The 22,525-nt window shown below is 64.4% G+C and carries 18 protein-coding genes; 6 read left to right on the plus strand and 12 right to left on the minus strand.

The features are described 5' to 3' along the window. Positions 1-116 precede the first annotated feature (116 nt). Positions 117-3,266: a BTAD domain-containing putative transcriptional regulator gene (locus tag ASD07_RS04215; protein WP_055925769.1), complete on the minus strand. Its 3,150-nt coding sequence runs from the start codon at positions 3,264-3,266 to the stop codon at positions 117-119. A gap of 204 nt (positions 3,267-3,470) precedes the next feature. Between ASD07_RS04215 and ASD07_RS04220 the strand changes: the two genes are divergently transcribed. The 4 genes from ASD07_RS04220 (at position 3,471) to ASD07_RS04235 (ending at position 6,218) form a co-directional block, all read left to right on the plus strand. Beyond that, the gene (locus tag ASD07_RS04220) at positions 3,471-4,397 is read left to right on the plus strand and encodes a LysR family transcriptional regulator (protein WP_055926253.1); all 927 of its coding nucleotides are present in this window, start codon (positions 3,471-3,473) and stop codon (positions 4,395-4,397) included. 100 nt (positions 4,398-4,497) lie between these two features. Next, positions 4,498-4,857, plus strand: coding sequence for a hypothetical protein (locus ASD07_RS04225; RefSeq protein WP_055925772.1), 360 nt, complete (start codon positions 4,498-4,500; stop codon positions 4,855-4,857). Between the two features lie 48 nt (positions 4,858-4,905). After that, entirely contained in the window at positions 4,906-5,646 is a 741-nt protein-coding gene (locus ASD07_RS04230) for an ABC transporter substrate-binding protein (RefSeq protein ID WP_055925775.1), read from the plus strand. 74 nt (positions 5,647-5,720) lie between these two features. After that, positions 5,721-6,218, plus strand: a complete 498-nt coding sequence (locus ASD07_RS04235; RefSeq protein ID WP_055925779.1) for a hypothetical protein — start codon at positions 5,721-5,723, stop codon at positions 6,216-6,218. 10 nt (positions 6,219-6,228) lie between these two features. Here the strand turns inward: ASD07_RS04235 and ASD07_RS04240 are convergent, their stop codons facing one another. Beyond that, positions 6,229-6,489 (minus strand): hypothetical protein, encoded by a 261-nt coding sequence (locus ASD07_RS04240; protein WP_055925782.1) that lies wholly within the window; start codon positions 6,487-6,489, stop codon positions 6,229-6,231. A 257-nt stretch (positions 6,490-6,746) separates the two neighbouring features. Between ASD07_RS04240 and ASD07_RS04245 the strand changes: the two genes are divergently transcribed. Both ASD07_RS04245 and ASD07_RS04250 read left to right on the plus strand, forming a co-directional pair. After that, positions 6,747-7,826, plus strand: a complete 1,080-nt coding sequence (locus tag ASD07_RS04245; RefSeq protein WP_055925785.1) for a hypothetical protein — start codon at positions 6,747-6,749, stop codon at positions 7,824-7,826. Between the two features lie 18 nt (positions 7,827-7,844). After that, a complete protein-coding gene (locus ASD07_RS04250) occupies positions 7,845-8,324 on the plus strand; it encodes a hypothetical protein (protein WP_055925788.1) in 480 nt (159 codons plus the stop codon). Between the two features lie 14 nt (positions 8,325-8,338). Here ASD07_RS04250 and ASD07_RS04255 read toward each other — a convergent pair whose 3' ends face one another. From ASD07_RS04255 to ASD07_RS04300, 10 genes are all read right to left on the minus strand, one after another. Beyond that, entirely contained in the window at positions 8,339-10,462 is a 2,124-nt protein-coding gene (locus tag ASD07_RS04255; RefSeq protein ID WP_055925791.1) for a TonB-dependent receptor, read from the minus strand. A gap of 103 nt (positions 10,463-10,565) precedes the next feature. Then, complete coding sequence (locus ASD07_RS04260) at positions 10,566-11,168, minus strand: RraA family protein (protein ID WP_055925793.1); 603 nt, start codon at positions 11,166-11,168, stop codon at positions 10,566-10,568. A gap of 3 nt (positions 11,169-11,171) precedes the next feature. Further along, positions 11,172-13,070 (minus strand): IucA/IucC family protein, encoded by a 1,899-nt coding sequence (locus ASD07_RS04265; RefSeq protein WP_055925796.1) that lies wholly within the window; start codon positions 13,068-13,070, stop codon positions 11,172-11,174. A 4-nt stretch (positions 13,071-13,074) separates the two neighbouring features. After that, positions 13,075-13,866: an HpcH/HpaI aldolase/citrate lyase family protein gene (locus ASD07_RS04270; protein ID WP_055925799.1), complete on the minus strand. Its 792-nt coding sequence runs from the start codon at positions 13,864-13,866 to the stop codon at positions 13,075-13,077. After that, positions 13,863-15,704, minus strand: coding sequence for an IucA/IucC family siderophore biosynthesis protein (locus tag ASD07_RS04275; RefSeq protein WP_055925802.1), 1,842 nt, complete (start codon positions 15,702-15,704; stop codon positions 13,863-13,865). Before ASD07_RS04275 ends, ASD07_RS04270 begins: the two co-directional genes overlap by 4 nt. A gap of 28 nt (positions 15,705-15,732) precedes the next feature. Beyond that, positions 15,733-17,142: a DHA2 family efflux MFS transporter permease subunit gene (locus ASD07_RS04280; RefSeq protein WP_055925805.1), complete on the minus strand. Its 1,410-nt coding sequence runs from the start codon at positions 17,140-17,142 to the stop codon at positions 15,733-15,735. After that, complete coding sequence (locus tag ASD07_RS04285) at positions 17,139-18,521, minus strand: diaminobutyrate--2-oxoglutarate transaminase (RefSeq protein WP_055925808.1); 1,383 nt, start codon at positions 18,519-18,521, stop codon at positions 17,139-17,141. Before ASD07_RS04285 ends, ASD07_RS04280 begins: the two co-directional genes overlap by 4 nt. Continuing rightward, a complete protein-coding gene (locus ASD07_RS04290; RefSeq protein ID WP_055925811.1) occupies positions 18,499-19,761 on the minus strand; it encodes a type III PLP-dependent enzyme in 1,263 nt (420 codons plus the stop codon). The genes ASD07_RS04285 and ASD07_RS04290 overlap by 23 nt, the downstream gene beginning before the upstream one ends. Further along, the gene (locus ASD07_RS04295) at positions 19,758-21,527 is read right to left on the minus strand and encodes an IucA/IucC family siderophore biosynthesis protein (RefSeq protein WP_055925814.1); all 1,770 of its coding nucleotides are present in this window, start codon (positions 21,525-21,527) and stop codon (positions 19,758-19,760) included. The genes ASD07_RS04290 and ASD07_RS04295 overlap by 4 nt, the downstream gene beginning before the upstream one ends. Next, positions 21,524-22,477, minus strand: coding sequence for a hypothetical protein (locus ASD07_RS04300; protein WP_055925817.1), 954 nt, complete (start codon positions 22,475-22,477; stop codon positions 21,524-21,526). The genes ASD07_RS04295 and ASD07_RS04300 overlap by 4 nt, the downstream gene beginning before the upstream one ends. Between the last annotated feature and the right edge of the window lie 48 nt (positions 22,478-22,525).

The following is a 22,525-nucleotide window of genomic DNA, read 5'->3' on the forward strand; positions in this document are numbered from 1 at the left end:
TAAATGACTTCACCAGAAGCCGGACAGCATTCAAACATTTGTATTTCCTTGCAGCAATTGGCGCACGCTACATTGATTTCTTAGTAGCGCTACACAATGCCAAGGCGGGAAGGAAGTCAGGCGGCGTCGGGCGGCAGGCCAAGCGACTGGGCCAGCGCCGATGTTTCAGGCGAGGGTTGCTGGTTGAGGACGATCGACAGGACTTCGCGGCAGCGGCGGTAAATGGCAAAGGCGGCGGCCGGATCGCGGCGCGCCTGGGCGCAGCGCATCATGCCGCGATAGGCTACTTCCGCCAGCGGTTCGGCTTCGTTGGCGCGGGCATAGACTTCGTGCGCCAGCGGCCATTGCTGCACCGCTTCCAGGCGCTGGCCGAGGGCATCGGCCGCGTGCAGGAAGCGGCTGCGGCAACGCTCGCGCATGGGGAGCAGGCAGACCGTGTCGTCGCCTTCGCAGAACGGGCCGCGGTACAGGTCCAGCAGTTCATCGGCACAGGAACGCAGTTCCGCCAGCGGTGCTTGCGGCGGCAGGCTGTCGATGCGGTCGCACAGGGCGAACAGGGCGTCGACGTCGGACCACAGCTGGCGCCGGTCCAAGCTGGCCTTGGCGCCGGAGACCAGCAAGGCGGCGTCGTTCTCCAGCAGCTTGCGCAGGCGGTGGATGGCCGCGTTCAGCGCTGTCTTGGGCGCAGCCACATCGGCCCACAGCTGCATCAGGGCCGACAGCGGGCGTCCGGCGGTGCCGCTGCCAAGCAGTGATTTGAGCAGCAGCAGGGGACGCTGCTGCGTCTTGCCGCCGGCCGGCAGTGGTGTGCCGTGCAGCGCAACGCTGAAGCTGCCCAGTGTGCGCACCGCCACCGGCCACGGCCAGTGCCTTACCGCGTGCGCCGGCGGCGGCAGGCATTGGCGGCGGATGATCTGCCGCACGTGTTCGACTTCCATGTCCAGGCTAAGGGCCAGCGCGGCGATTTCGCTGGCCAGCTGCGGCAGGCGCACGTAAAAGCCATGGTGACGGCCCATGCGGTGCGCCTGCATGGCAGGGCCCATCAGTGCTGCAGCGCCCTCCAGGTCGCCGCGCTGTGCGCAGGCGTAGGCCTGCAGGAAGCCGCGTCCCAGCTGCGACACCGCCAGATCCAGGCCATAAGCATCCTCGATGGCGCGCTGCGACCACTGGTCGGCGGCGTTGAAATCGCCCAGCAGCGCGTAATGGCCGGCGATCAGCCGTTCGAAGCGGGCCCTTTCCAGCGCACTGGTGGCGTGGTTGTCGATGCCGCGTTCAAAACCGTCCAGCAGCATGCGCAGGCCGCAGGCGGTGTCGCCGCTCTGGCGCAGGTATTCGCCTTCCAGCATCGCCAGGCGTGAGGACTTGTAGGGCGTGAGCGGCATCAGGTGCTGCCTGGTCTGCTGCAGCCATTCGCCGGCCGGCTCCAGTTCGCGCAGCGTGAGATGGACCAGGGTGTTGAAGTAGGTGATGTTCAGGCGCCAGCGATCCAGCCCGTATTCGTCGACCAGGCGGCGGTTGAAATCGAACAGGTCGCGCGCCTCCTGCAATTCGCCGTCCAGGTTCAGCATGCGGAAGGCCGCCCACTGCACCGCGTGCAGCCGGGCATAGGGATTCAGCGCGTCGTTGTGCATGTTCTGGCGCAGCGCTGCCAGCAGCACCGCTTCCATGCCGGGCGCCAGCTCGATCCAGTGCGACGCCAGCAGGACGATGCCGATTACGTCGAGCACCCGGCCGTAGTTTTCGATCTGCCGCAGGCCGTTGACACAGGTCTCGACAATCGCGCCGAACACGCGCTGGTCGGGCGCGCGCCCGCTCGAGATCAGCGCCAGGATCAGGCGCGACTGGATGCGCACGGAGATCTCCAGATCGATCGCCCCGGCATCGACCTGCGCCAGCCCGGCCAGCATGACCTCGATCCAGTGCGTCATCGAATCGGAATCGCGCCAGCCGTACTGGAAATACGAATTGTCGACCAGGGTGGCCGCCGCCATCAGCTGCCATTGCACGTCTCCCTGGGCGGCAAATTCGGCCTCGGCCCGTATCAGCAGCGGACGCGCGCGCAGCGGCTCCACCGGGTTGAGCATCACGCCTTGCCAGAACCACAGCCTAGGATAGTTCTCGGTCACCGCTGGCGGTACCCAGCTATGCCAGTGCAGCCACGATTGCGCACGGCCGGTGCCCATCATCTCGTAGGCATGCTCCAGCAGCAGGGCCACGATCGCATCGTAGGCGCCGCTGTCGCGGTACAACTGCAGCGCCTCTTCGGTGCGGCCCTGGCGGTTGAGGATGTGGGCCGCGCGTGCCAGCAGCGCCAGGCGTTCCGGCGGCGGCAGCTGCTGCCGCGCCACGTGCTGCAGGAAGTCGCGGAACAGGGCGTGGAAGTGGTAGATCGGCTGCGGCCCGCCGCGCCGGTCGATGAACAGGCGGTTGCGGTACAGGTGGTCCAGCGTGTGGCGGATGGCGGGGTCCTGGCTCAAATGTTCGGCATCCTCGGCCGACACCGCGGGCAGGCAGGACAGCATCATCAGGTGGCGCTGCACCGCCGCCGGTGCGCGTTCGAAGATTTCGCCGGCAAGGTAGCGGAAGATGGCGTCGTGCCCCTCCAGCGCAGGCATGGCGCCGTCCCCGTCGCGCGCCGCATGGTCGCGCATGATGACGATGCCGGCCGCCCAGCCATCGGCCCGCGCCAGCCAGGCCGGATCCAGCGGCTGGCCATCGGCGCTGGCCAGGGCGCGCGCTTCGTCTTCATCGAAGCGCAGGGTTTCCCATGCCAGGGTGGCCAGGCTTGCGTCCAGTTCAAAACGCGCCAGGCGCGGCGGCGGCGCGTGGCGGCTCAAGGCCAGCAGGGTGATGCCGTCCGGGATCTCGCTGCAGGCGATTTCGAACAGTTGTCCCAAGTGCTCCCAGTCGAACTCCTGCACATTGTCGAATACCAGCACGCTGCCTGGCGCCAGCTGGCCGAAGAACGCGCGGAAAAAGATGCGCGCAAAGCGTGGAATGTCGCCGCACAGCTCCGGCCGCAGGCTGGGCAGGCCGGCGCCGCGCTCGCCCAGCATCTGCGCCAGGTAAAAAAATAGCGAGGCCGGGTCGGCGTCGCCATTGTCGATCTGGTACCACAGGGGAGGCTGGCCAAGGTGCCGCAGGTAGCTGGCCGCCAGGGTCGTCTTGCCGGCGCCGCCCGGCGCTGTCAGCCACACCAGCTTGTGGCGCTGGCGCATGGCGCCAAGCACATCGAACAGGCGCGGGCGCGGCAATGCCTCATGCATATGAGGACATGACAGTTTAACAACATTCAGGGCTGGCTCGGCAGTACGCATGGGCTGGCGAAGGTGCAATTTGGCAACATTTTATAACTTTTCGAACGATAGCCAGAATCCGTAAACGATCCGCATATTGATTTACGGCAAACTCGCGCACCAACTATTAGTCATTATTCCACACCACTTGGCGCCGGGCACCCCATGGAAAGCATGAAGAACTTCAGTGAGATCCAGTCACTGCGAATTTTTATCGAAATCGTCGATGCGCGCGGCATGGGGGCGGCCGCGCGCCAATTGGGCCAGACCGCGTCGGCATTATCACAACGCCTGCGCCAGTTCGAGGGCCGGCTGGGCACCAAGCTTTTGCACCGCAGCACGCGCCGGCTGCAGCTGACGGAAGAGGGCACCCTGGTGTATGAGCGCGGCAAGCGCATCCTGGGCGACCTGGACGCCCTGCAGCGCGAACTGCACCAGCAGCATGACTCGCTGGCCGGCCCCTTGCGCGTGTTCGGCCCGCCGGGCTTCGGGCGCCAATACCTTTCCAGCCTGGTGGCCGAGTTCCACGACCTGCACCCCGAGGTGGATATCACGCTGACGCTGGCGGACCGTTTGTCGGCCCATGCGCATGACCGCTTCGACCTGGTGGTGCATATCGGCGCCATGCCGGTGACCAGTTCCGCCATCTATAAGGTGGCGCCGAACGCACGCTACCTGTGCGCCGCGCCGGCTTATCTCGCATCGGCGCCGCCGCTGCAGCACCCGGCCGACCTGCAGCAGCACCGCTGCATCATCCTGCGCGAGAACGATGAAGATGCGACCCTGTGGCAGTTCCACCAGGACGGCCAGATGGAGCGCGTCCGTGTGGCGGGTACGTTCAGCAGCAACGACGGCGAAGTGACCAAGCAGTGGGCGGTGGCGGGCAAAGGGCTGATCATCCGTTCCGAATGGAGTGTGCGCGATAGCCTGCGCAGCGGGGAACTGGTGCGGGTGATGCCAGGATGGCACTGCCCGGATGCCGACATCCTGGCGATCGTGCCGCATCGGGACGGCATCCCGGTCCGGGTCCGCCGTTTCTTCGAGTTCCTGCGCGCCCGCTTCAATCCGGTGCAGCCATGGACGGGGGCAGGGTTGCGCTAACCCTTGATGGCCTGCCGGCATGGTGCGACAATCGCGCGGCGCGGATCTGGGCGCTGATCCGTTCGCCTGCGCAATTTGTCCAACCATATAAGAGATTTTCATGGCAGTTTCCAAAACCCGTCTCGATGCGTCCCGTTTTTTCCTGCGCCTTGCCATTGGCGGCATGGCGATCCTCATGGGCTTCCAGGCCCTCCGCCATTCCGGCTTCCCATCGACGCTTAACGGCGCCGGCTATTGGGCCCTGCACCTGACCGAGATGCTGTGCGGCGCGCTGATCATGATCGGCCTCCTGATGCCATACGCCAGCGCGGTGCTGACTTTGGTTGTCGGCTTGCCAATCGTGCTTGGCTGGATTCACGGCGCGCCTGTCCTGGGCAACCTGCACGCCCTGTTCCTGTTGCTGGTAGTGAGCGCGACTGCGCTTGGCGGGGCAGGGCAATGGGCGCTGGGCAAAGACTAGGGACGAGAATCCCCGGGGGCCTTCCCTTTTCTGCGCTATGCTGGAGCGATGAACTGGAAGGCACTCCTGTTTTGCATCCTGGCCGTACCGTGGGCGCGGGCGGAGACCATTACGCTCAGTAATGGCGAGTGGCTGCCTTACCTGTCCAAGACGTTGCCGCATTACGGCGCCGTATCGCGCATCGTGACGGAAGCCTTTGCGCTGGAAGGCATCACCGTTAATTATGTGTTCCGTCCCTGGCCACGCGCTTACGCCGAGGCGCAGCGGGGGTTGGTCAATGGCTCGCTGGTCTGGAGTGTGGGGCCGCCTTCGACTGAACGTGCACGGGAATTCCTGTCCAGCGATACCGTGCTCGAAGCCCAATCGGTGTTTTTCCACCGCAAAGGCTACAACTTCACCTGGACCAAGGATGCCGACCTGGCCGGCCTGCGTATCGGCGGCGTGGCCGGCTACGAATACCGCTTCGAAGAGGTTCCGGGCGTGCATCTCGATCGCGCACCGAACGAAGAGCTCAACCTGCGCAAGCTCGTGGCAGGGCGGGTCGACGTGGTTCCGGCCAGTCTCGATGTGGGCCGCTACATCCTGCGCACCAGGTTCAAACCGGAAGAAGCCGCCGGCATCGCAGTCGCCACAGGGCGCTACAACACCACCCAATACCGGCTGATCATGCGGCGTGCCGACGCCGCGAACGCTGGCTACATCGAACGTTTCAACCGCGGCCTGCGCAAGTTGAAGGAAAGCGGCAAGTACGACCAGTACATGGCCGACCTGGCCGCCGGGCGTTACTGATCCAGTGGTACTTGCCGGAAACAAATAACTGTATATAATTACAGTATTTTCAGCAAGCTAACATTGGAGCCGCGATGATCGATGATTTGATGGAAGAGGAAGTGCTGGTGCAGGAAGACCGCGTCTGGCAGGACAACGGCTGGACTGCACGCGTCATCAAGAACGAGGATGACGATGGCTGGGCGGTGGCGATGATCAAGGATGGCGAAGCGGAACCTGCCCTGGTCGGTCCCTGGACCATGGGCCGCGACAAGAAAAATCCCAAGCCGCTGGACGTGAATGCTTTCAATACGCTGGTCAAGACGGCCAGCGAAGTCATCCGCCGCCATGAGCAGCAATTGCATGCGCAACTGCACCGCAGCGTGCGCGTTCACACGGAAGGGGCGGCCTACATCACCGTCAACCTCGACATCACCCCGGACGAGGACGATCCCTACGCGACCCTGACCGCCTTTGATCCCTTCGGCGAAGAACAGGCGCAAGTGCGCGTGGCACCGAATTTCAAGTTGAGCGTCGCCAGCGCGACTGCGTGGATGGAAGCGGGATATCGCAAGCCGTCCAGTTCGCAATAAGGCCAAGCCGTCAGTACAGGCCAAACAATTTGCCACCGAGGCCAAGAACCATTGTTGTGTTGACGAGTGTAAGGCCGATCATCCAACGCTGGTTAATGCTGGCCTCGCGGCGTATCTCCTTGAATCCGTCGTCGAGCTCAGCCTGGAGCCGGTCTGCTCGTTCGAGGATCAATTTCCGCAGTTCAGATATGGCTGTGTATAAGCGATCAATTTCTTGTCGGTTGGTTTCCATCATTGCCTCAGTCCTTGCGATGCGTGTTTCCACTTCCATGTGTCCCTCCCGTCAGCGAGCTTCAACTTTGGCCCACGCTTGAGCGAAGGGATTTGAGGCTAGACAGCAGACCCTGAAAAAAGTTCATGTGCCGGGCGGCCCAGTTGTGACAATGGGGGAGCTTTTCGGGCTCGCTGGCTGCTAATCTAGTTTGCGCAAACTCAATTGCTGACGATGCTGGCGACGATATAGTCGCTAGGCGCCATCGCGGCGTTTCCCCCCGTTCCGTCAACTCGTTGCTTACCAGGAGGCTCAGCATGATCGCAAGCTCCAGCAGCAAGGTCGTCCCACTCGGTTCGTTCAAGGCGTCAAAGCGCAACAACTCGATCTCCGGCCTGTCGTCGGGGGCCTTCATGACTGTGCAGCTGCACCTGGCCCATTCGGCAAGTTTTGCCGGCGCCGGCATCATTGCGGGCGGGCCGTTCCGCTGTGCGGAAATTTTCCGGCCGGACGAGATGATGACGGCGGAAGATGCTTGCATCGAGAACTCGCTGTATATCTGCATGAATCCATTGATCCCGCAGGTGGCGCCGGACGCGCACAAGCTGGCCGGCATGGCCCAGGAAACCGCCAGGGCAGGGCAGATCGACGCGGTCGCCAACCTGGCCGATGACCGCCTCTACATCTTTACCGGCAGCGCGGACGACGTCGTGGATTCGGACGTGGTGGCGCGCACGCGCAAGTTCTATGAGCTGTTGGGCGTAAATCCGGCGAACATCCGCTATGTCGACGGTGTGCCTGCAGGGCATAGCATCATCACCGACAATCCTGAAGACTCGGAGCTGCGCACCAACCAGCCGCCGTACATCAACAACGGCGGCTTCATGCAATCGCACGATATCCTGCGCCACATCTACAACGACCTGCAGCCGGCGGCGGAAAGCCTGGCCGGGCAGCTGCTGCGCTTCGACCAGAGCGAGTTCTTTGCCGATGCGAAGGACCGGGCCAGCATGAGCCAGTTCGGCTACATCTACATCCCTTCGAACGTCGCGGCGGGACGAGTGAAGGAGCCGCGCGTGCACATCGCGCTGCACGGCTGCAAGCAGGGCTACAACTACACCGACTACGTCAATGGCCGCGCCGACATCGCCAATCAGCCGCCTTACGGCAACCGCTACTTCACCACCACCGGCTACAACCATATCGCCGAGAGCAACGACATCATCGTGCTCTATCCCCAGGCCGAGGGAACGGATAACGACACCGTCCAGAACCCGGATGGATGCTGGGACTGGTGGGGCTACACCAGCCTGGATCCGCAAGCCCCCGACTATTACTCGCGCGAAGCGGTGCAGATCAAGGCGATCCACGCCATGCTCGACCGGCTCTGCGCCTAAGCGCCATTGGAGGACGATATGAGCAAACTTCCCGTTTCCGTCGGATTGAAAACCATCGACAAGCCAGGCCTGCCAGCCTTGCGCGAATCGAAGGCGTTGGCGCCGCTGGCTGTCTCCATGAAGGCCAATTCGCTGGTGCAGCGGCAGGCCGCGCGCCTGCTGCAAAACAGTATGTTGTCGGCCGGACTGGCGAGCCGGTTTGGCGACCCGCAGGTCTGGAGCGAATGGCTGCAGTTGCAGGCGGCCATCATGCAGCGCCTGCACCAGCAAAACCTCGACTGGCGCCAGGGCTGCGCCATCCTGGCCGAGGACTATGCCCTGATCCGCCACGCCAACACCATGTCCAAGATGGCGGAAAAGCAGGGGAACTTCTTTTCGCAATGGACTTTGCTGTTGACCAACCAGGCAAGCAGCCTGCTTGAGCTCATGGAAAACATCCACGTCGATTACGGCTACTGGGCAAGCCAGAAGACGGCAATGCCGCGAACGATTGCGTAGGAAGGCGCTTGCGCTTAGAAGCCCAGCGAATAGCCTAGCGTTACGCTGCGTCCACGGCCTGCGAAGTAGCGGGCCGGTTCCACCAGGGCGCTTTGCGAGTAGTAGGTGATGTAGTCCTTGTCGAACAGGTTGGCGATGCCGACGCGCAGCGTACCTTTGCTTATCTTGTAGCTGAGGGAGGCGTCGGTCAGCGTGTAGCCGCTGAATTCCTTGGCCGGATCGTCGAAGCCCTGGTTGAAGGCGTGCTGCAGCTGTACGTAGGAAGACAGCTTGTCGCTCCAGTTCGCGCTCCAGCTTGCGATCAGGCGGTTCGGGGCGACATTCAGACCGTCGAGTTTCGCATCCAGGCTGCCGTCGCTGTTGCTGTCGTAGCGCCCCTTGGTGTAGGCATAGGCGATGCTGGCGCGGTGCGCCTTGCTGAAACGGTAGGTGGCGCTGGCGTCATAGCCTTCCAGGCGGGTCTTTTCACGCGCCATGTTGAACACGCCATTGACCGAGATCACGCGCGCGCCGAAATCGGAGTCGGAGCGGTAGTAAGCGGCGTCCAGCTCCCAGTCGCCCTTGCGCACGCGGGTGCCGAGCTCAATGCCTTCCGTGAGGATCGGTTCCAGGTTGCGCATATTGCCGATCTTCTGTCCCGGCGTATTGATCGAGCGCAGGGTGCGGCCGATGTCCGGCAGGCCGAAGCCTTCGGAATAGCTGGCGTACACGGTGACATCCTTGACTGGCGTGAGAACCAGGCCGGCATTGGCCAGCGTTTCGTTGAACTTGATCTTGCCGCCTTCGACGAAGGTATTTTTGTACGCGGCCAGCGTGCGATAGCTGTCCACTTTCAGGTCGGCGTTCTCGCGGCGCACGCCGGCGTGCAGCGTCAGGGTGTCGAAGATCCTGAATTCGCCCTGGGTGAACAGCGAGAAGTTGGTGTACTTCGACTCGGGCACAAAGGTGCGGCCGGTCAGGTACATATCCTGTTTGCCTTTGTCGGACAGCGTATCGATGCCCGCCGTCAGCTTCAGGCGGCCATCCAGCAAGCCGGCCTTGGTCAGCCCGACTTTGCTGCCGAACTTGGAAGCAACGGCGCGCGACTGGTCGTACAGGGTGCCGGACGGCGTGATCTTCACGTCCTGGAAGGTGGCCGATTTGTCGGCGCCGAACAATCCCACGAATTCCTGGTTGAAGACCATGGCGGACAGTTCCATCCCGGCCAGGTCGTAATGGTTGTAGCTGGCGCTGCTGGTCCACACGTCGTTCCAGGCCGGTGCGCCGGGTGGCGTGCCCTCGACTGAAGTGGATGGGATGCCGAGCTTGCGGTCTCCTGCCACCCCAAGGTAGTTGGCCTTGGACTTGACGCGGTAGCGGTTGACGGAGAATTGCAGCTTTTGCTGGTCGTCCGGACGGTAGCCGATCTTGGCCAGCACGTCGTAGCTGCGCGAATCCATCAGGTCGCCCTGCGTCACGTCGACGCCGATGCTGCGTCCTTTGCCGTCCAGGTACAGGCCCTGGTCTTCATAGGAAACCGCGAACAGGTAGTCCAGCTTGTCCAGGCGGCCGTCGATGCGGTAGCTGGACTTGTAGCTCAAGGTGTCGCCTTCGACGTGGGTAGTCGGCGCCGTGACCTGGACGTCGACAGTCTGGTTCATCGATCCTTTTTCCGGTCGGCGCGTGATGATGTTGATGGTGCCGCCGGTCGCGCCAAGGCCGTTGATGGCGTTCGGGCCCTGCACGATTTCAATGCGCTCCACCATGGAATAGTCGATGGTGTGGGCCTCGCGGCCGGTCGGGCGTACCGGGTTCGATTGCGGCACGCCGTCGATCAGGATCAGGGGCGTGCGGCCGCGCAGCGTTTCACCGGAGCCGTTCATCTTGCCGCGGCTGGGCGTATAGGAAGGGAGGATGCTGCTCAATACATCGGAGGAGTTGCCGGAAATGGCCAGTTGCCGTTCGATTTCCTTCCTGTCGATGACGACCACGGTCTGTGGTGCCTTGTCCGCTTCGATATTCGACCGCGAAGCGAGGATGACGACAGGTTCCAGGACAAGTCCCACTTCTTGCTGGGCGTGCGACTGTGCTGATACGCCAAGCAGGATGGCTGCCACCAGCGGGCGGTATTTAAACGGCAAAAGCTGATTCGACTGCACGGAAAGCTCCTCAGATGACAAGGGCTGGCTTGGCATGCAGCGAGTGCACGTGTGGCTGGCTAATCGAAAATAGTTCTCATTATCATCTGCAAGTCAGTCGAAGTCAACGCAATTGCTGGCGCCTGGCCGCTTCGTCCCGCTGCTTGGCATGCGCTTGCTTGCCGATTTCCAGGGCCGACGCCGGGTCGAGGATGAACAGGCCATCCTCGTCGCCCACCACCAGGTCGCCGGGACGCACCTGGACGCCGGCGATGGTGACGGGGACATTGACCGCGCCCCCGCTGTCGAGCGCGCGCGTGGTCAGTGCGCTGACAGCGCGGGAAAATACCGGGAATCCCAGCGCCGACAAAGCCCGCACGTCGGTCACGCAACCCGCGATCACCACGCCGGCCAACTGCTTTTTCATGGCGGCCAGGGTGCGCAGTTCGCCCCAGCAGGCGCGGTGCTGGTCGCCATCCGCCATCTCGATCACCAGAACGTCGCCCGGCTGGCTCGCGATCAGGGCAGGGCGGATGGCACTGCCGTCGACGGCGGGCAGCTTCACCGTGACGGCATTGCCGAGCAGCCGGATGGGGCGCGCCAGCGGTTGCAGGCCGTGCACATAGCCGGCCTCGCACAGATGGCCGATGGTGGATGCCTCGATCCCTTCATAGAGTTCGCGTAGCCCTGGCCACACGCCCTGTATCCTGGGCTGGATGTCGTGCATCGCCTAGACTGCCTGCAAGGAACGGAAGGGATTGCTGGTCATGCCCTTCCCGAACGGCATGCTGCCCGGGCCGGCCGCGCGTTCCATCATCGGGCGCATCAGCAGCTTCAGGGGCCAGGCCTGCGCCTCGAACAGGCGCTGGCGCAGCATGGCGCGCGCTTCGGCCGGGAAGTCGATGCACCCGATGGCCTGCTGCAGCGCTTCGCCGAGGACGGTCCAGAGCTGCGCGGCCGGCACCTTGTAGCGCAGCGCTGCGACTTCGATGATGGCGCGCAGGTTGACCTGGATCGCCAGCGTTTGCAGGTAGAACAGCAAGTCTTCCGGCGTGTCGTGGTACAGGGTATTGGCGTGGCCCGGCTTGAGGCTGTACACCGGATCGGCCAGCCCTTGGCGCTCAAGCCACGGCACGTGGATGCGCAGCGAATCATGGTCGCGCAGCAGCAGGCCTTGCATGCGGCCTGAGCGCCATACCAGCACGGCGTTCTGTCCATGCACTTCGGCCAGCATGCCGAGGCGGAACATGCGCAGGTTGATGTCGAAGAAGCTGTCGCACAGCTCGCGGAACAGTGCCAACACAGGACCGGCTTGCGGTGCGAGGCCGCGGTAGCGCAGCCATTCATCGAAGAAGTGCGTGGCCTCGGGCGGCAGCGGTACACCGAGGGCGGCCATCGGCACCAGGCGGCATTCTGGATCGTCCATCAGGGCAGGCGGATAGCTGCGCACCATGGCGGACAGGTGGCGCGGGCCTTCGTCGAACAGGGTGGCGTGCTGCGGCAGGTAAGACCACCACTTGGTTTCGTCGCAGATGAAGACACGCTGCGCCAGTTCGCTGTCCAGGGACATGGCCTGGCGCAGCAGGCTTTCACTGCGCTGGCCGTTGATCATCTTGATCGCCGGCAGGTAGCGCGAAGCGCCGAGGGAATATATCCCCAGCGGCAGCTTCAGGTAGTGATGGCTTGCCGATACCGGCGCCAGCGAGCGTACCGATGAAGTGGGCAGGAAGCCGCCGTTGCGGAATTCGAGCGGGATGCAGACGCCGTCGCGCAGTTCAGGCCCCAGCATCTGCGGCAGCATATGGCGCAATTGCCAGGGATGGACCGGCAGCGCTACATGGCTGGCGGCGATACCGCGCCGGCGCAGTTCCTCCTGCAGCGCCTCTTGCTGGCTTGCGCTGAGCAGGAAGTGTTCGGGCCTGGTGGCAAAGGCGTCTTCAATGCCGGTGCCGCAAGCGATGGCGGCGCGCTCGACAGCTACCCAGTTCAGCGGTACTTCTTTGCCGAATTCCGCCATATAGGCGTGGTAGTCCTCCTTCGTAAAACCCTTTTTGGGCTTGGCCACCGGATGGAAGGGGCGGTCGCGCAGGGAGGCGCACTGCTCCAGCACCTGGAAGGCCGCTGCGGGGCTCCTCTGGAGCAGATTGGAGGTATCCACCTTGTGTGCCAGCGACCATGCGGTCTGCTGCACCGATTCGCGTACCCATTCGAGGAACAGGGCGGCGCCTTCGGCATTTTGCGGAATGAAGTCGTCCGGGGCGTGGGCCAGCAGCAGCTCCATGAATCGTACCGGTCCCAGGCGGGCCACCTGGAAGCCCTCGCCGCCTGCGCCTGGGCTCAGCTCCTGCGCTTGCGCGCCGGGCAGGCATTGCAAGGGCTGCACGATGCCGCGCTCCACCGGCACCAGTACGCTGTGCGGCGGTTGTTCGGTGATGGTCCATTGCCAAAGCAGGCTGCCGGGCGGCATGTCCGGTAATGGCAAATGGCGGCCATAGCGCGTGCGCGCCTGTTCCTGCGACAGCAGGGACGGTTCGCTCACATCGAAAAATTGTTCTGCCAGCAGGCAGTCGACCAAGTCTTGCAGCACAATCTGCGCGGCCTGCGCCTGGAAAAGATCTTCGTTCTTCACGTGTTCATCCTTCGCTTTGAGTTTCGCTATGGGTCATTGAATTGAGTTTTGCCTGCAAGGCGCGGAATGCGATGCCGCGCTCGTCGCCCAGCACGAATGCCGTTACGCCGCGCTGGCGCCAGGCGGCGTATTCGCCATCGGCGCGCGGAATGGCGCAGTAGGGGATGCCGGCCCTGGCGCAGGCGTGCTGCACCTGGCGCAGCGCTTCCTGTACCGGCGGCGCCGAGACCTGCCATGGCAGTCCGCAGGACTGCGACAGGTCCGCTGCGCCTTCGAGCACGAGGTCGACGCCAGGAACGTCCAGGATGGCCTCGATGTTCCCGACGCCGGCCAGGCTTTCAATCATCGGTACCACCATGATTTCCTCATTGGCGCGCACCACGTACTCGGCCAGGCTATGCTTGCCGAACGCGCCGGGACGGCCTCCGTTCAGGCTACGCATGCCTTGCGGGTGGTATTTGCTGGCGGCGACGATGCGGCGCATCGCCTGCGCACTCTCCACGCAAGGCGCGACGATGCCCTGGGCGCCGCCGTCCAGCGCGCGCAGGATCTCCTTGGCATCGCTGCCGTCGCCGCGGGCGACGCGCACCAGCGGCGTAATGCCGACGGCCTCCGCGGTGCGCAGCATGTGCTCCAGCGTCTCCGGGTTCAGCAGCACATGTTCGGTGTCGATGATCACGAAGTCGAAGCCGGCCGCCGCGGCCAGCTCCACCGATGCCGGCGCCGGGATGGAGCAGAACAGGCCGAACACCTGTTCGCCGCCCCGAAGCTTGCGTTTGAGCCGGTTCGGCTTCATGCGGTGTTCCGGAACTGGTGCAGCGGGTTTGGTACTTGGCGGAAGCGCGGCTCGCTGTCGCCCAGCAGGCGGCGCTTGGTCAGTTCTTCCACCTGGAAGGTCGGCGCGAAAACGTCGAATGCCTTGAAGCGCTGCGCATGCTGCGGGTGGCGCTGCTGGTAGTCGTGCACCAGGCTTGCGGTCATGCTCCAGAACTCCTGCTCCGGCAGGCCATAGTGGCGCGCCAGGAAGATCGCGGTTTCGGCCATGCAGATGAAGAAGAACGCATCGCAGGTGAAGTCGCGTACTGCGTCCAGGTCGTCTGTCAGGATGAAGGAGTTGCGGTTGATGCGGGCATGGCTTGCCGGCACCGGCACCAGCTCGGGCGCCAGTGCCGGCTGGGCCAGGTGCCGCGGCGAATAGCGCACGCCGTCGTGGAAGTCTTTCAGTGCGATGCGTGCCGGCATGCCGGCGCGATGGATCAGCATGATGTTCTGGGCATGCGATTCCATGCCGATGCCGTGGGCGAACAGCATGTGGATGATGGGCGTGACCGAGGCTTGCAGCAGCTGCCCGGTCCATTCACGCACGCCGTGGCGCTGGATCCATGGATCGACCAGCGGGCGGCCGCTTTCGTCCACGTGGCACAGGCCGTTGAACGGCACTGCGGCTTCGCCCTCGCGCAGGTAGCCGTGCAGGCTTTCGCGCCAGATTGCGCCCATGGTGCCGTAGGCCTTGCCCTTGCGGTGTTCCGGCAGCTGGTCGTAATTGAAGCTGACGCCGAGTATTTCACCGAGGATCACGAAGTCCAGCTCCCTGGCATAGGTGTCAGCTGCAATCAGGCGGTGCAGCCAGTCGGCGATGATCGGACCGTTCATCAGCGTGTGCGCGGCCAGGATGCGGCTGGTCGAGGTGTTGGTGATGCTGAGAGAAAGTTTGACGTAGGCCTTGCCCGGGGCGCTGTAGTTGGCCAGGGTGCGGATCGATTGCTGCGCACGATAGCTGTCCTGGCCTTGGCCCAGGACGACGATGTCGCCCTCTGCCAGTTCGGGGTGGAACAGCATGGCTACGCGCTGTTGCCACTGCCATGGATGGACCGGCAGCAGCAGGTAGTCCTCGATGGATTTTCCCTGTTGCGCCAGCATGCCGGCGAAGCGCTCGTAGTCGCCGGCGCCCAGTTCCTGCTTGAGCAGGGTCTCGTAGCCAGTGTGCGCCGAATGGTTGACGCGGCCCAGGCGGCGGTGCACTGCCAGCCACTGCAACTGGATCAGCTGCTTGAACTCAGGGCCGTAGCGGCGGTTTTCGTCCAGCGAAAAGCCGATGCGCGATTTGTAGCTGGGGTGGTAAAGGTGGGCGTCCATGATGTCGCCTTCCAGTTCGTCGTAGTCGCGCAGGGCCGCGGGTGGGCGGGCGGGATGCGCCTGGTCCTGTGCCTGCAAGTCCTTCAGCAAGGTTTGCTCCAGCTCGTCCATGAAGGCCGTCATGCGCTCCGATGGCGGCAACTGGCCAAGGATCTCGCTGCAAACGTCGGCCAGGGTTGCCGTGCGCTCTCCTTCGTTGCGTGCGGCACGGATGACGGGACCGCCATCCAGCTTGACCAGGCCGAAGCTGGTTTTCATCTCGCCTGGGCAGCGATATTGCACTGCCTTGCCGTCGGCATTGCGGCCTTCCAGCAGGAACTCGGCGCGCGCATAGGCGCATTCCAGCACGCCTTCATAGATCAGGGCTTGCAGCAGCTGGCGTACCACGCGCTGCTCGACCTGGCGATAGCGCGGTGATTGCAGGGCTGAGATCCATTCCGGGCCAATGCCGTTGGCGTCGGCCATTGCGCCGATCTGGCGGGCTTCCAGGATATTCATAAGCTTCCTTGTTCGTTGGTTCGATTGATTAAATGGAGCCTGCCGCCGCAGGCACCGTACGCGCCGCGCTGCCCGGCTTGGGGAAGAGCAGGGCTAGCGGTGCGGTCGCCAGCAGCAGCAGGCCGATTGCGATAAAGATTTCCTTAAGCGCGGTGCCGTCGCCCAAATGGGCGCGCCGCAGTTCGAAGTACAGCGATACCGCCACCACGGCCAGCGAGGCGATGATGCGCCGCAGGATGTTGTTCATGGCCGCGCCTTCGGTGACCAGGTGTTCCGGGATCGCGTTCAGGCCGGCGGTGGAAACGGGCATGTAGGACAAACCCAGGCCGACGCCGCGTGCAGCCATCAAGGCTACGACCAGCCAGAGCGAGGCTTGCGCTCCCGCCAGGCCGAGCCCCATGGTCGCCAGCGCACTGCACACCAGGCCAGCCGCCACGCCAACGCGCGGGCCGTGCTTGTCCAGCAGGCGCCCGCCAAGCGTGGAACACAGGCCGGCCGTCACTGCGGTGGCAAACAAGGCGAGACCGCTCCAGCTGGCGCCGTGGCCCAGCACCGTCTGCACCAGCAGCGGCAGCAGCACTACGCTGCCGAACATGCCGACCGATTGCACCGCGACCACCACCACGCTCAGGCTGTAGCTTGGTTCGGCGAAGATGCGCAGGTTCAGCAAAGGGGCAGGCTGGCGCAGTTCTATCCTGACGAAGCACGCCAGGCAAAGCAGGGCCGCCGCGACCAGGGCGATGTTGAAGGGATCGCTGATGCCTGCGATGCCTTTCACCCGGCTCAGGGCGGCCAGCAGGATGCCCACGCCCAGCGTCGCCAGCAGGAAGCCCTGCCAGTCGAACTTCTGCGGCGTACGCGCTGCCGGCGAAGGCAGCCAATGCCAGCCTATGATCCAGCCTGCCAGGCCGACCGGGATGTTGAAGGCAAACAGCATATGCCAGCTGCTGAATTGCACCAGCAGCCCGCCTAGCAGCGGGCCCACGGCCGGAGCCAGCATGACAGCCATGCCCCACCAGCCGCTGATGCGGCCGCGTTCTTCCTTCGGGTAGACCTCGAACACGAGCGCCAGCGACAAGGGGATCATCAGGCCGCCGGCTACGCCCTGGATGCAGCGCGCCGCGACCACCCATGCCATTGAAGGCGCGATGGCGCCGAGACTGGAGCCGGCCAGGAACAGCGCCAGGCCGGTGAGGTAGACGCGCTTCTTGCCGAAACGGTTGCCCAGCCATGCCGTCGCCGGCATAGTCATGCCCATGCAGATCATGAACGCGGTGATGACCCAGCTTGCCGCTACGGCGTCGATGCCGAACACCGTGATGAACTGCGGGATGGCCGGGTTCAGCGCAGTATTGTTCAGGCTCACCGCTACAGTGCCCAGGAGCGCGGTGGCGGCCACCAGCCGGCGCGTGGCAGTTTCGGACGACCAGATGCTCATGCCGCGGCGTTGATTGTTTCCGGTGCGAAGGCAGCCTCGCGTACAGCCTCTGCAAAGATGCCGGCGACGATGTCGACCTGCGCTTCGGTGATGATCAGCGGCGGCAGGAAACGCACCACGGCGCCATGGCGGCCGCCCAGTTCCAGGATCAGGCCTTGCTGGAAGCACTTGCGCTGGATTGCGCTGGCCAGTGCCGGGTCGGCCAGCGGCTGCCCCAGTGCATCGGTGCGGCCTTGGCCGTCAACGATCTCGACGCCGATCATCAGGCCGCGTCCGCGTACCTCGCCGATCTGCGGCACGCCGCGCTGCAACTCCTGCAGCCTGGCCGTCAGCTGGAGGCCGCGCTGGGCTGCGTGCTCCACCAGGTTTTCGCGGCGGATGTGCTGCAGGCTGGCCAGGCCGGTGGCCATGGCAAGCTGGTTGCCGCGGAAGGTTCCGATGTGGGCGCCGGGTTTCCAGCAGTCGAACTGCTTGCGGTAGACCAGTACCGACAAAGGCAGGCTGCCGCCGATGGCCTTGGACAGCACCAGGATGTCGGGCACGATGCCGGCATGTTCGAAGGCGAACAGCTTGCCGGTGCGCCCGAAGCCGGTCTGCACCTCGTCGATGATCAGCAGGATGCCGTGTTCTTCGGTGATGCGGCGCATTTCGCGCAGCCATTCGAGCGGTGCGGGAATAGCGCCGCCTTCGCCTTGCACCACCTCCAGGATCATCGCCGCCGGCGGGCGTACGCCGCTTTCCGGATCGCCCAGCAGGTTGCGGATGTAGCGTGCGCTGAGCTTCTGTCCCTGCTCGCCGCCGACGCCGAAGGGGCAGCGGTAAGAGTAAGGATACGGCAGGAACTGCACCTCGGGCATCAGGCCCGGGATATCGCCTTTCTGGTGCAGCGTGCCGCTCAGGCTCATGGTGGCATGCGTCGAGCCATGGTAGCCGCCGTGGAAGGACAGTACGCCGCTGCGGCCGGTGGCAATCTTGGCCAGCTTGAGCGCAGCTTCGATGGCATCGGCGCCGGTCGGTGCGCAAAAGTGCACGCGTGCTTCCTGAGCGAATTCCTGCGGCAGGCTGGCGAACAGTTCGTCGACGAAGGCTTCCTTCAGCGGCGTGGTGATGTCCAGCGTATGCAGCGGCAGTTTCTGCTCGAGGGTGGCCTTGATGGCGTCCACCACGGCCGGATGGTTGTGGCCCAGGGCCAGCGTGCCGGCGCCTGCCAGGCAGTCGTAATAGGTCTTGCCGTCCATGTCCGTCACGTGGATGCCTTCGGCGCGCTGGATGGCCAGGGGCAGGCGGCGCGGGTAGGAGCGGGCGTTCGATTCGCGTGCGGCCTGGCTATCGAGCAAAGACCGGTTTCCTGCGCGTTCAGGAACAAGCGTGTGCAGCATCTGTTTCACTCCATTGTGGTGTTGTTTCGATTTCGGCCTGGTCCAGGAAAACCTGGGCCGGGCGCGGATGGCAAAGAAAATCGGCGTGCGAAATATTGAAGCCGTAGGCGCCCGCCAGCGGCAGCACCAGCAGGTCGCCAATGGCCAGGCCTGGCAGGCGGGCGTCGCGCGCCAGGACGTCTTTCGGCGTGCAAAGCTGGCCCACGATGGTCCATGCATCGCCGGCTGCCGGCGTTGCTGTTGCTGCAGCCGCTGCCGCTGCCGCGGGCAGGCGCAGGACCGGGTGGTCATGCGCTTGCGCCGCGGGCAGCCGGAACTGGTGCGTGCCGCCACGGCAAACGGCAAAGCCTTTGCCGTGGCTATGTTTCAGGTCCAGCACCTGCATCAGGTAATAGCCGCAGAAGGCGCTGACGAAGCGGCCCGGTTCGAAGCGCAGGCGCGGCGCCTGAGGATCGGCTGCCAGGCGCTGGGCCAGGCGGCGGCACAGGTGCGGCCAGTCGAACTGCTCCGGCTGCAGGTAGTTCACACCCATGCCGCCGCCGGCATTCAGGCAGCGCACCGTGTCGCCATTGCGGGCCAACGCCTTCCACAGCGGCCACTTGTCGAGGTACCAGTCAAGCAGCTGGATATGGCGCGCCACATCCAGCTGGTGCGACATGGCGTGCACGTGGAAGCCGTTCAGTTCCAGGTGGGCGCATTGCTCCACCAGCGCCACGGCTGCCGGCAGCTCGGATTCGTCGATGCCGAACGGTGTCGGCGCGCCGGCCATGGACAACTTGGTGGCCAGTTGCGGCGGCAGCGAAGGGTTGATGCGCACCAGGACCGGCTGGCGGCGGCCCATGCGGGCGGCCACCGCGTTGAGGCGGCGGATTTCATCCAGGCTCTCGACGTGGATCATTTCCACGCCGTTCAGCATCGCTTGCTCGAGGTCCGAGTCCAGCTTGCCGGGGCCGGAGAAGATGAAGTTATGCGTGCCGCTGCATTGGCGCACGCGGGCAATCTCGCCGCCGGATGAAATTTCGAAACCGTCCACAAACGGCTCCAGGGCTTGCAGGATCGGCCCCTCGCTGTTTGCCTTGATGGCGTAATACAGTTCCACGCCAGCCGGCAGGCAGGACTTCATCCACTGCACGTGGCGGCGCAGGGCAGGCAGGTCGTAAATGAATGCACTGACCGGATCGGCCGCGGCCGCGGCCATGGCGCGCGCCTTCGCCACCACTGATTGAGGCAAAGCGGTCATTGCTGTACCTCCCAAGGTGCCTGCAAAGGCACATAGCCGGCGAACTTGTCGGCGGCTGCGGCAAGCCTGATGCGGAAATTCGTCTTGCACGGGATGGCGGCGCCAGCCAGCAGCTCATCGAGCTCCGGGGCAGGTGCTTGCAGCGCGGCGCGAATGCTTTCGAGCTCTTCGCGCACCAGCTGCCACATGGCCGGAGCCAGCGCAGGCTGGGCGTAGCTCAGCGCCAGGACCGCTTCCGACAGGTTATTGACGAACAGGCAGTAGGCGATGCGCTTCCAGCCTTGCGCGCGCGGGTACTCCAGCGACTGGCGCACACGCGGGTGCATCCCTTCAGGCACGGCCTGCATGCCTTGTTCGGCTGTGAGCTTGACCCCTTCGTAGTCCCGCAGCAGCAGCTTCACCGGCTCTCCGCAGCGATGCACCAGCACCGTGTTCTGCAGGTGCGGCTCGAAGATCACGCCATGATGGAAGAACATGTTCATCACGGGCCGCAGCAGCAGCGCGGCATAGCTTGCGAACCAGCGCAGGAGCTGCTCGCCACTTGGGGCCTGGCCCAGTTGCTGTTCCATGAAAACCAGCACGTTCGAGCGCAGCGCCAGGTCGCGCCCGAACACGGTGCCGGCCAGCAGGCAATTCAGTTCGCCTTCTTCCAGGCAGAAGTTGCGGCGCAGGATGGCGCCGGTCTGTTCGCGGAACCAGATATTGTCTTCGCCGGGCAGGCCGGGCGGAGACCAGCTTAGCGCGGCAGGTTCGGGCACCGTGTCCAGGCCGCCGGTAGTGGCGGCATGCTCCGAGGCCAGGCGTTTCAGCAGGCGGTCAATCAGCAGGGCGCTTTCCAGTTCGTACCAGGCGTTCTTGCGCACGCAATTGGTGATGCGCACGTTCAGCGAACCCTTGATGAAGTAGCCGTGCCCGGGCACATACATGGTGCGCACCGAGGCGGTCGGATGCGACAGGAAACCGCTGCGCCCCAGGTCGCGGATAGTGCCCATTGCCAGCAGCCGCTGCACGCGCTGGTCGGCGCGGAACAGCTCGGCCTGGATCGGGTGCATGCTGATGATGGCGTGCCCTGGACGCGCGTCGGCCTGGTCGGCAAAGGCAGCCAGCGCCTGCTGTTGCGACATGCCGTTGGCGGCGATCCACAGTCCATCGAGCGGCACTTCGAGCAGGTGCAGGCGCACCGCGGCACGGAACTCCGGCGACACTTCCTCCTGCCGCAGCGACGCCGGCCATAGCCTGGCCTTGGGCGCGACTTGTGCAGGATGGCCGTACCACAGGCATTGTTCGCTGGCGATGTAGTCGGACAGCGGCGCAATCTCCTGGCCTTCAAAGTGTGCGGTGACGGCGCGTTTCAGGTCGCGGCTGGCGACGATCTGCGCCATCAGCTCCGGGTTGGCCTGCTGCGTGATCGCGCTGCAGCTTTCCAGCATGGACTCGGCCATCATGGCCGGCGTCAACTGCTGCCAGCGCGACCCGGGACGCTTGCCGAACACACCGGATACGCAGGCCTGGCTGCCCAGCGTATCCTTGCGGTCGGCCAGCACAATATACTGCGCGCCATCCGGCATGCGGATCATCAGCGGCACCACCTGCGCCGACTGCAGGCGGCGATATAGCTGGAAGGGCAGGCCAAGCGGCTGTTCGCGCCAGTCTTCCACCAGCAGCGACATCGGCAGGGCGAATTCCTTGAGCAGGCAATTCAGCAGCGCATGCGTGGCCGCCTGGTCGGCGATCACGCGCGAAGCGGGCAAGGTGCGCACACTCATGCTGCGGCTTCCAGTGCTGCCGCCTGTCGGGCATCGATATGCAGCAGGTGCAAGGTCTTGACCGGCGCGCCGATGCTGGCCCTCACCACCTCGACGAACAGCTTGCCGTCAAGCTGGTCGTCCAGCGCGAGTTCGGATTCGTCGTCATGCAGGCCGTTGTGGATTTCGCGGATGCGCACGCCGGCGCTGGACACGCCATATTCGATGTGATGTCGGCCGCTGCCCAGGTCGTGCGCCAGTAGCTGCAGCAGCAGTTCGTCGCAACGGGGAGGGCGCTGCATGAACGATCGCACGCGCTTGGTGCGCACGCCGTCGCGGTCGAATTCGATGCGGCTGCCTCCCAGGACGGTGAAACCCTCGGCCGTTGCGAGTGCATCCAGCGCATAGACTTCTTCGTCTTCGCGGTATTTTTCCACTAGCGCGTAGCCGTGGCGCAGCTGCACCAGTTGCTGCTGCAGTTCGGCGGCATTGCGGACCAGCGCGCCGCCTGTCCCGGCGCCGCCTTCCAGCGCCTGTACGGTAGCGGGGAACCAGTCGGCGCCCAGCGCATTGGCCGGTTCGGTGCAATCGATGATACGGCGCTGCTGGCGCGGCGAGTGCACCGCGTCCAGCCGCTGGTCGTGGCGCAGGGCGCTGCGCCAGGCCGGGCCGGGAAGGCCCAGGTAGGCCGCGCAGATTGCGGCCGAAGCATGCAGCACGGAGTCTGCGGCAACGACCCCGGAGAACCGCTTGCCATGGACGGCGACAAAGCGCGCCACCGCCAGGGGATTGAAGACGTCGCACTCGGCCAGTTCGGCTTCGCCATACAGCGGCGAGTCTTTGGCACGGACGATATGCTCCCTGACGCAGTCGGTCAGGATGGTGGCCTTCAGCTGGAGTTCAGCTACGGCGGCCAGGAATCCCTGCTCCAGAACGCGGTTCGGGGCATGGGCGAGTATCAGTAGTTCCATCAAGCTGCTTCCTCTCGTCGGTAGAAATGGCACCATTCAGCTTGACTG

The sequence above is a fragment of the Duganella sp. Root336D2 genome (assembly GCF_001425005.1).
GTDB lineage: Bacteria > Pseudomonadota > Gammaproteobacteria > Burkholderiales > Burkholderiaceae_D > Rugamonas.

What these genes read in the sequence shown, in the direction of transcription:
- ASD07_RS04215 (WP_055925769.1), bottom strand. Translation starts at nt 3,266, where the DNA reads ATGCATGAGGCATTGCCGCGCCCGCGCCTGTTCGATGTGCTTGGCGCC.
- ASD07_RS04220 (WP_055926253.1), top strand. Translation starts at nt 3,471, where the DNA reads ATGAAGAACTTCAGTGAGATCCAGTCACTGCGAATTTTTATCGAAATC.
- ASD07_RS04225 (WP_055925772.1), top strand. Translation starts at nt 4,498, where the DNA reads ATGGCAGTTTCCAAAACCCGTCTCGATGCGTCCCGTTTTTTCCTGCGC.
- ASD07_RS04230 (WP_055925775.1), top strand. Translation starts at nt 4,906, where the DNA reads ATGAACTGGAAGGCACTCCTGTTTTGCATCCTGGCCGTACCGTGGGCG.
- ASD07_RS04235 (WP_055925779.1), top strand. Translation starts at nt 5,721, where the DNA reads ATGATCGATGATTTGATGGAAGAGGAAGTGCTGGTGCAGGAAGACCGC.
- ASD07_RS04240 (WP_055925782.1), bottom strand. Translation starts at nt 6,489, where the DNA reads ATGGAAGTGGAAACACGCATCGCAAGGACTGAGGCAATGATGGAAACC.
- ASD07_RS04245 (WP_055925785.1), top strand. Translation starts at nt 6,747, where the DNA reads ATGATCGCAAGCTCCAGCAGCAAGGTCGTCCCACTCGGTTCGTTCAAG.
- ASD07_RS04250 (WP_055925788.1), top strand. Translation starts at nt 7,845, where the DNA reads ATGAGCAAACTTCCCGTTTCCGTCGGATTGAAAACCATCGACAAGCCA.
- ASD07_RS04260 (WP_055925793.1), bottom strand. Translation starts at nt 11,168, where the DNA reads ATGCACGACATCCAGCCCAGGATACAGGGCGTGTGGCCAGGGCTACGC.
- ASD07_RS04270 (WP_055925799.1), bottom strand. Translation starts at nt 13,866, where the DNA reads ATGAAGCCGAACCGGCTCAAACGCAAGCTTCGGGGCGGCGAACAGGTG.
- ASD07_RS04275 (WP_055925802.1), bottom strand. Translation starts at nt 15,704, where the DNA reads ATGAATATCCTGGAAGCCCGCCAGATCGGCGCAATGGCCGACGCCAAC.
- ASD07_RS04280 (WP_055925805.1), bottom strand. Translation starts at nt 17,142, where the DNA reads ATGAGCATCTGGTCGTCCGAAACTGCCACGCGCCGGCTGGTGGCCGCC.
- ASD07_RS04285 (WP_055925808.1), bottom strand. Translation starts at nt 18,521, where the DNA reads ATGCTGCACACGCTTGTTCCTGAACGCGCAGGAAACCGGTCTTTGCTC.
- ASD07_RS04290 (WP_055925811.1), bottom strand. Translation starts at nt 19,761, where the DNA reads ATGACCGCTTTGCCTCAATCAGTGGTGGCGAAGGCGCGCGCCATGGCC.
- ASD07_RS04295 (WP_055925814.1), bottom strand. Translation starts at nt 21,527, where the DNA reads ATGAGTGTGCGCACCTTGCCCGCTTCGCGCGTGATCGCCGACCAGGCG.
- ASD07_RS04300 (WP_055925817.1), bottom strand. Translation starts at nt 22,477, where the DNA reads ATGGAACTACTGATACTCGCCCATGCCCCGAACCGCGTTCTGGAGCAG.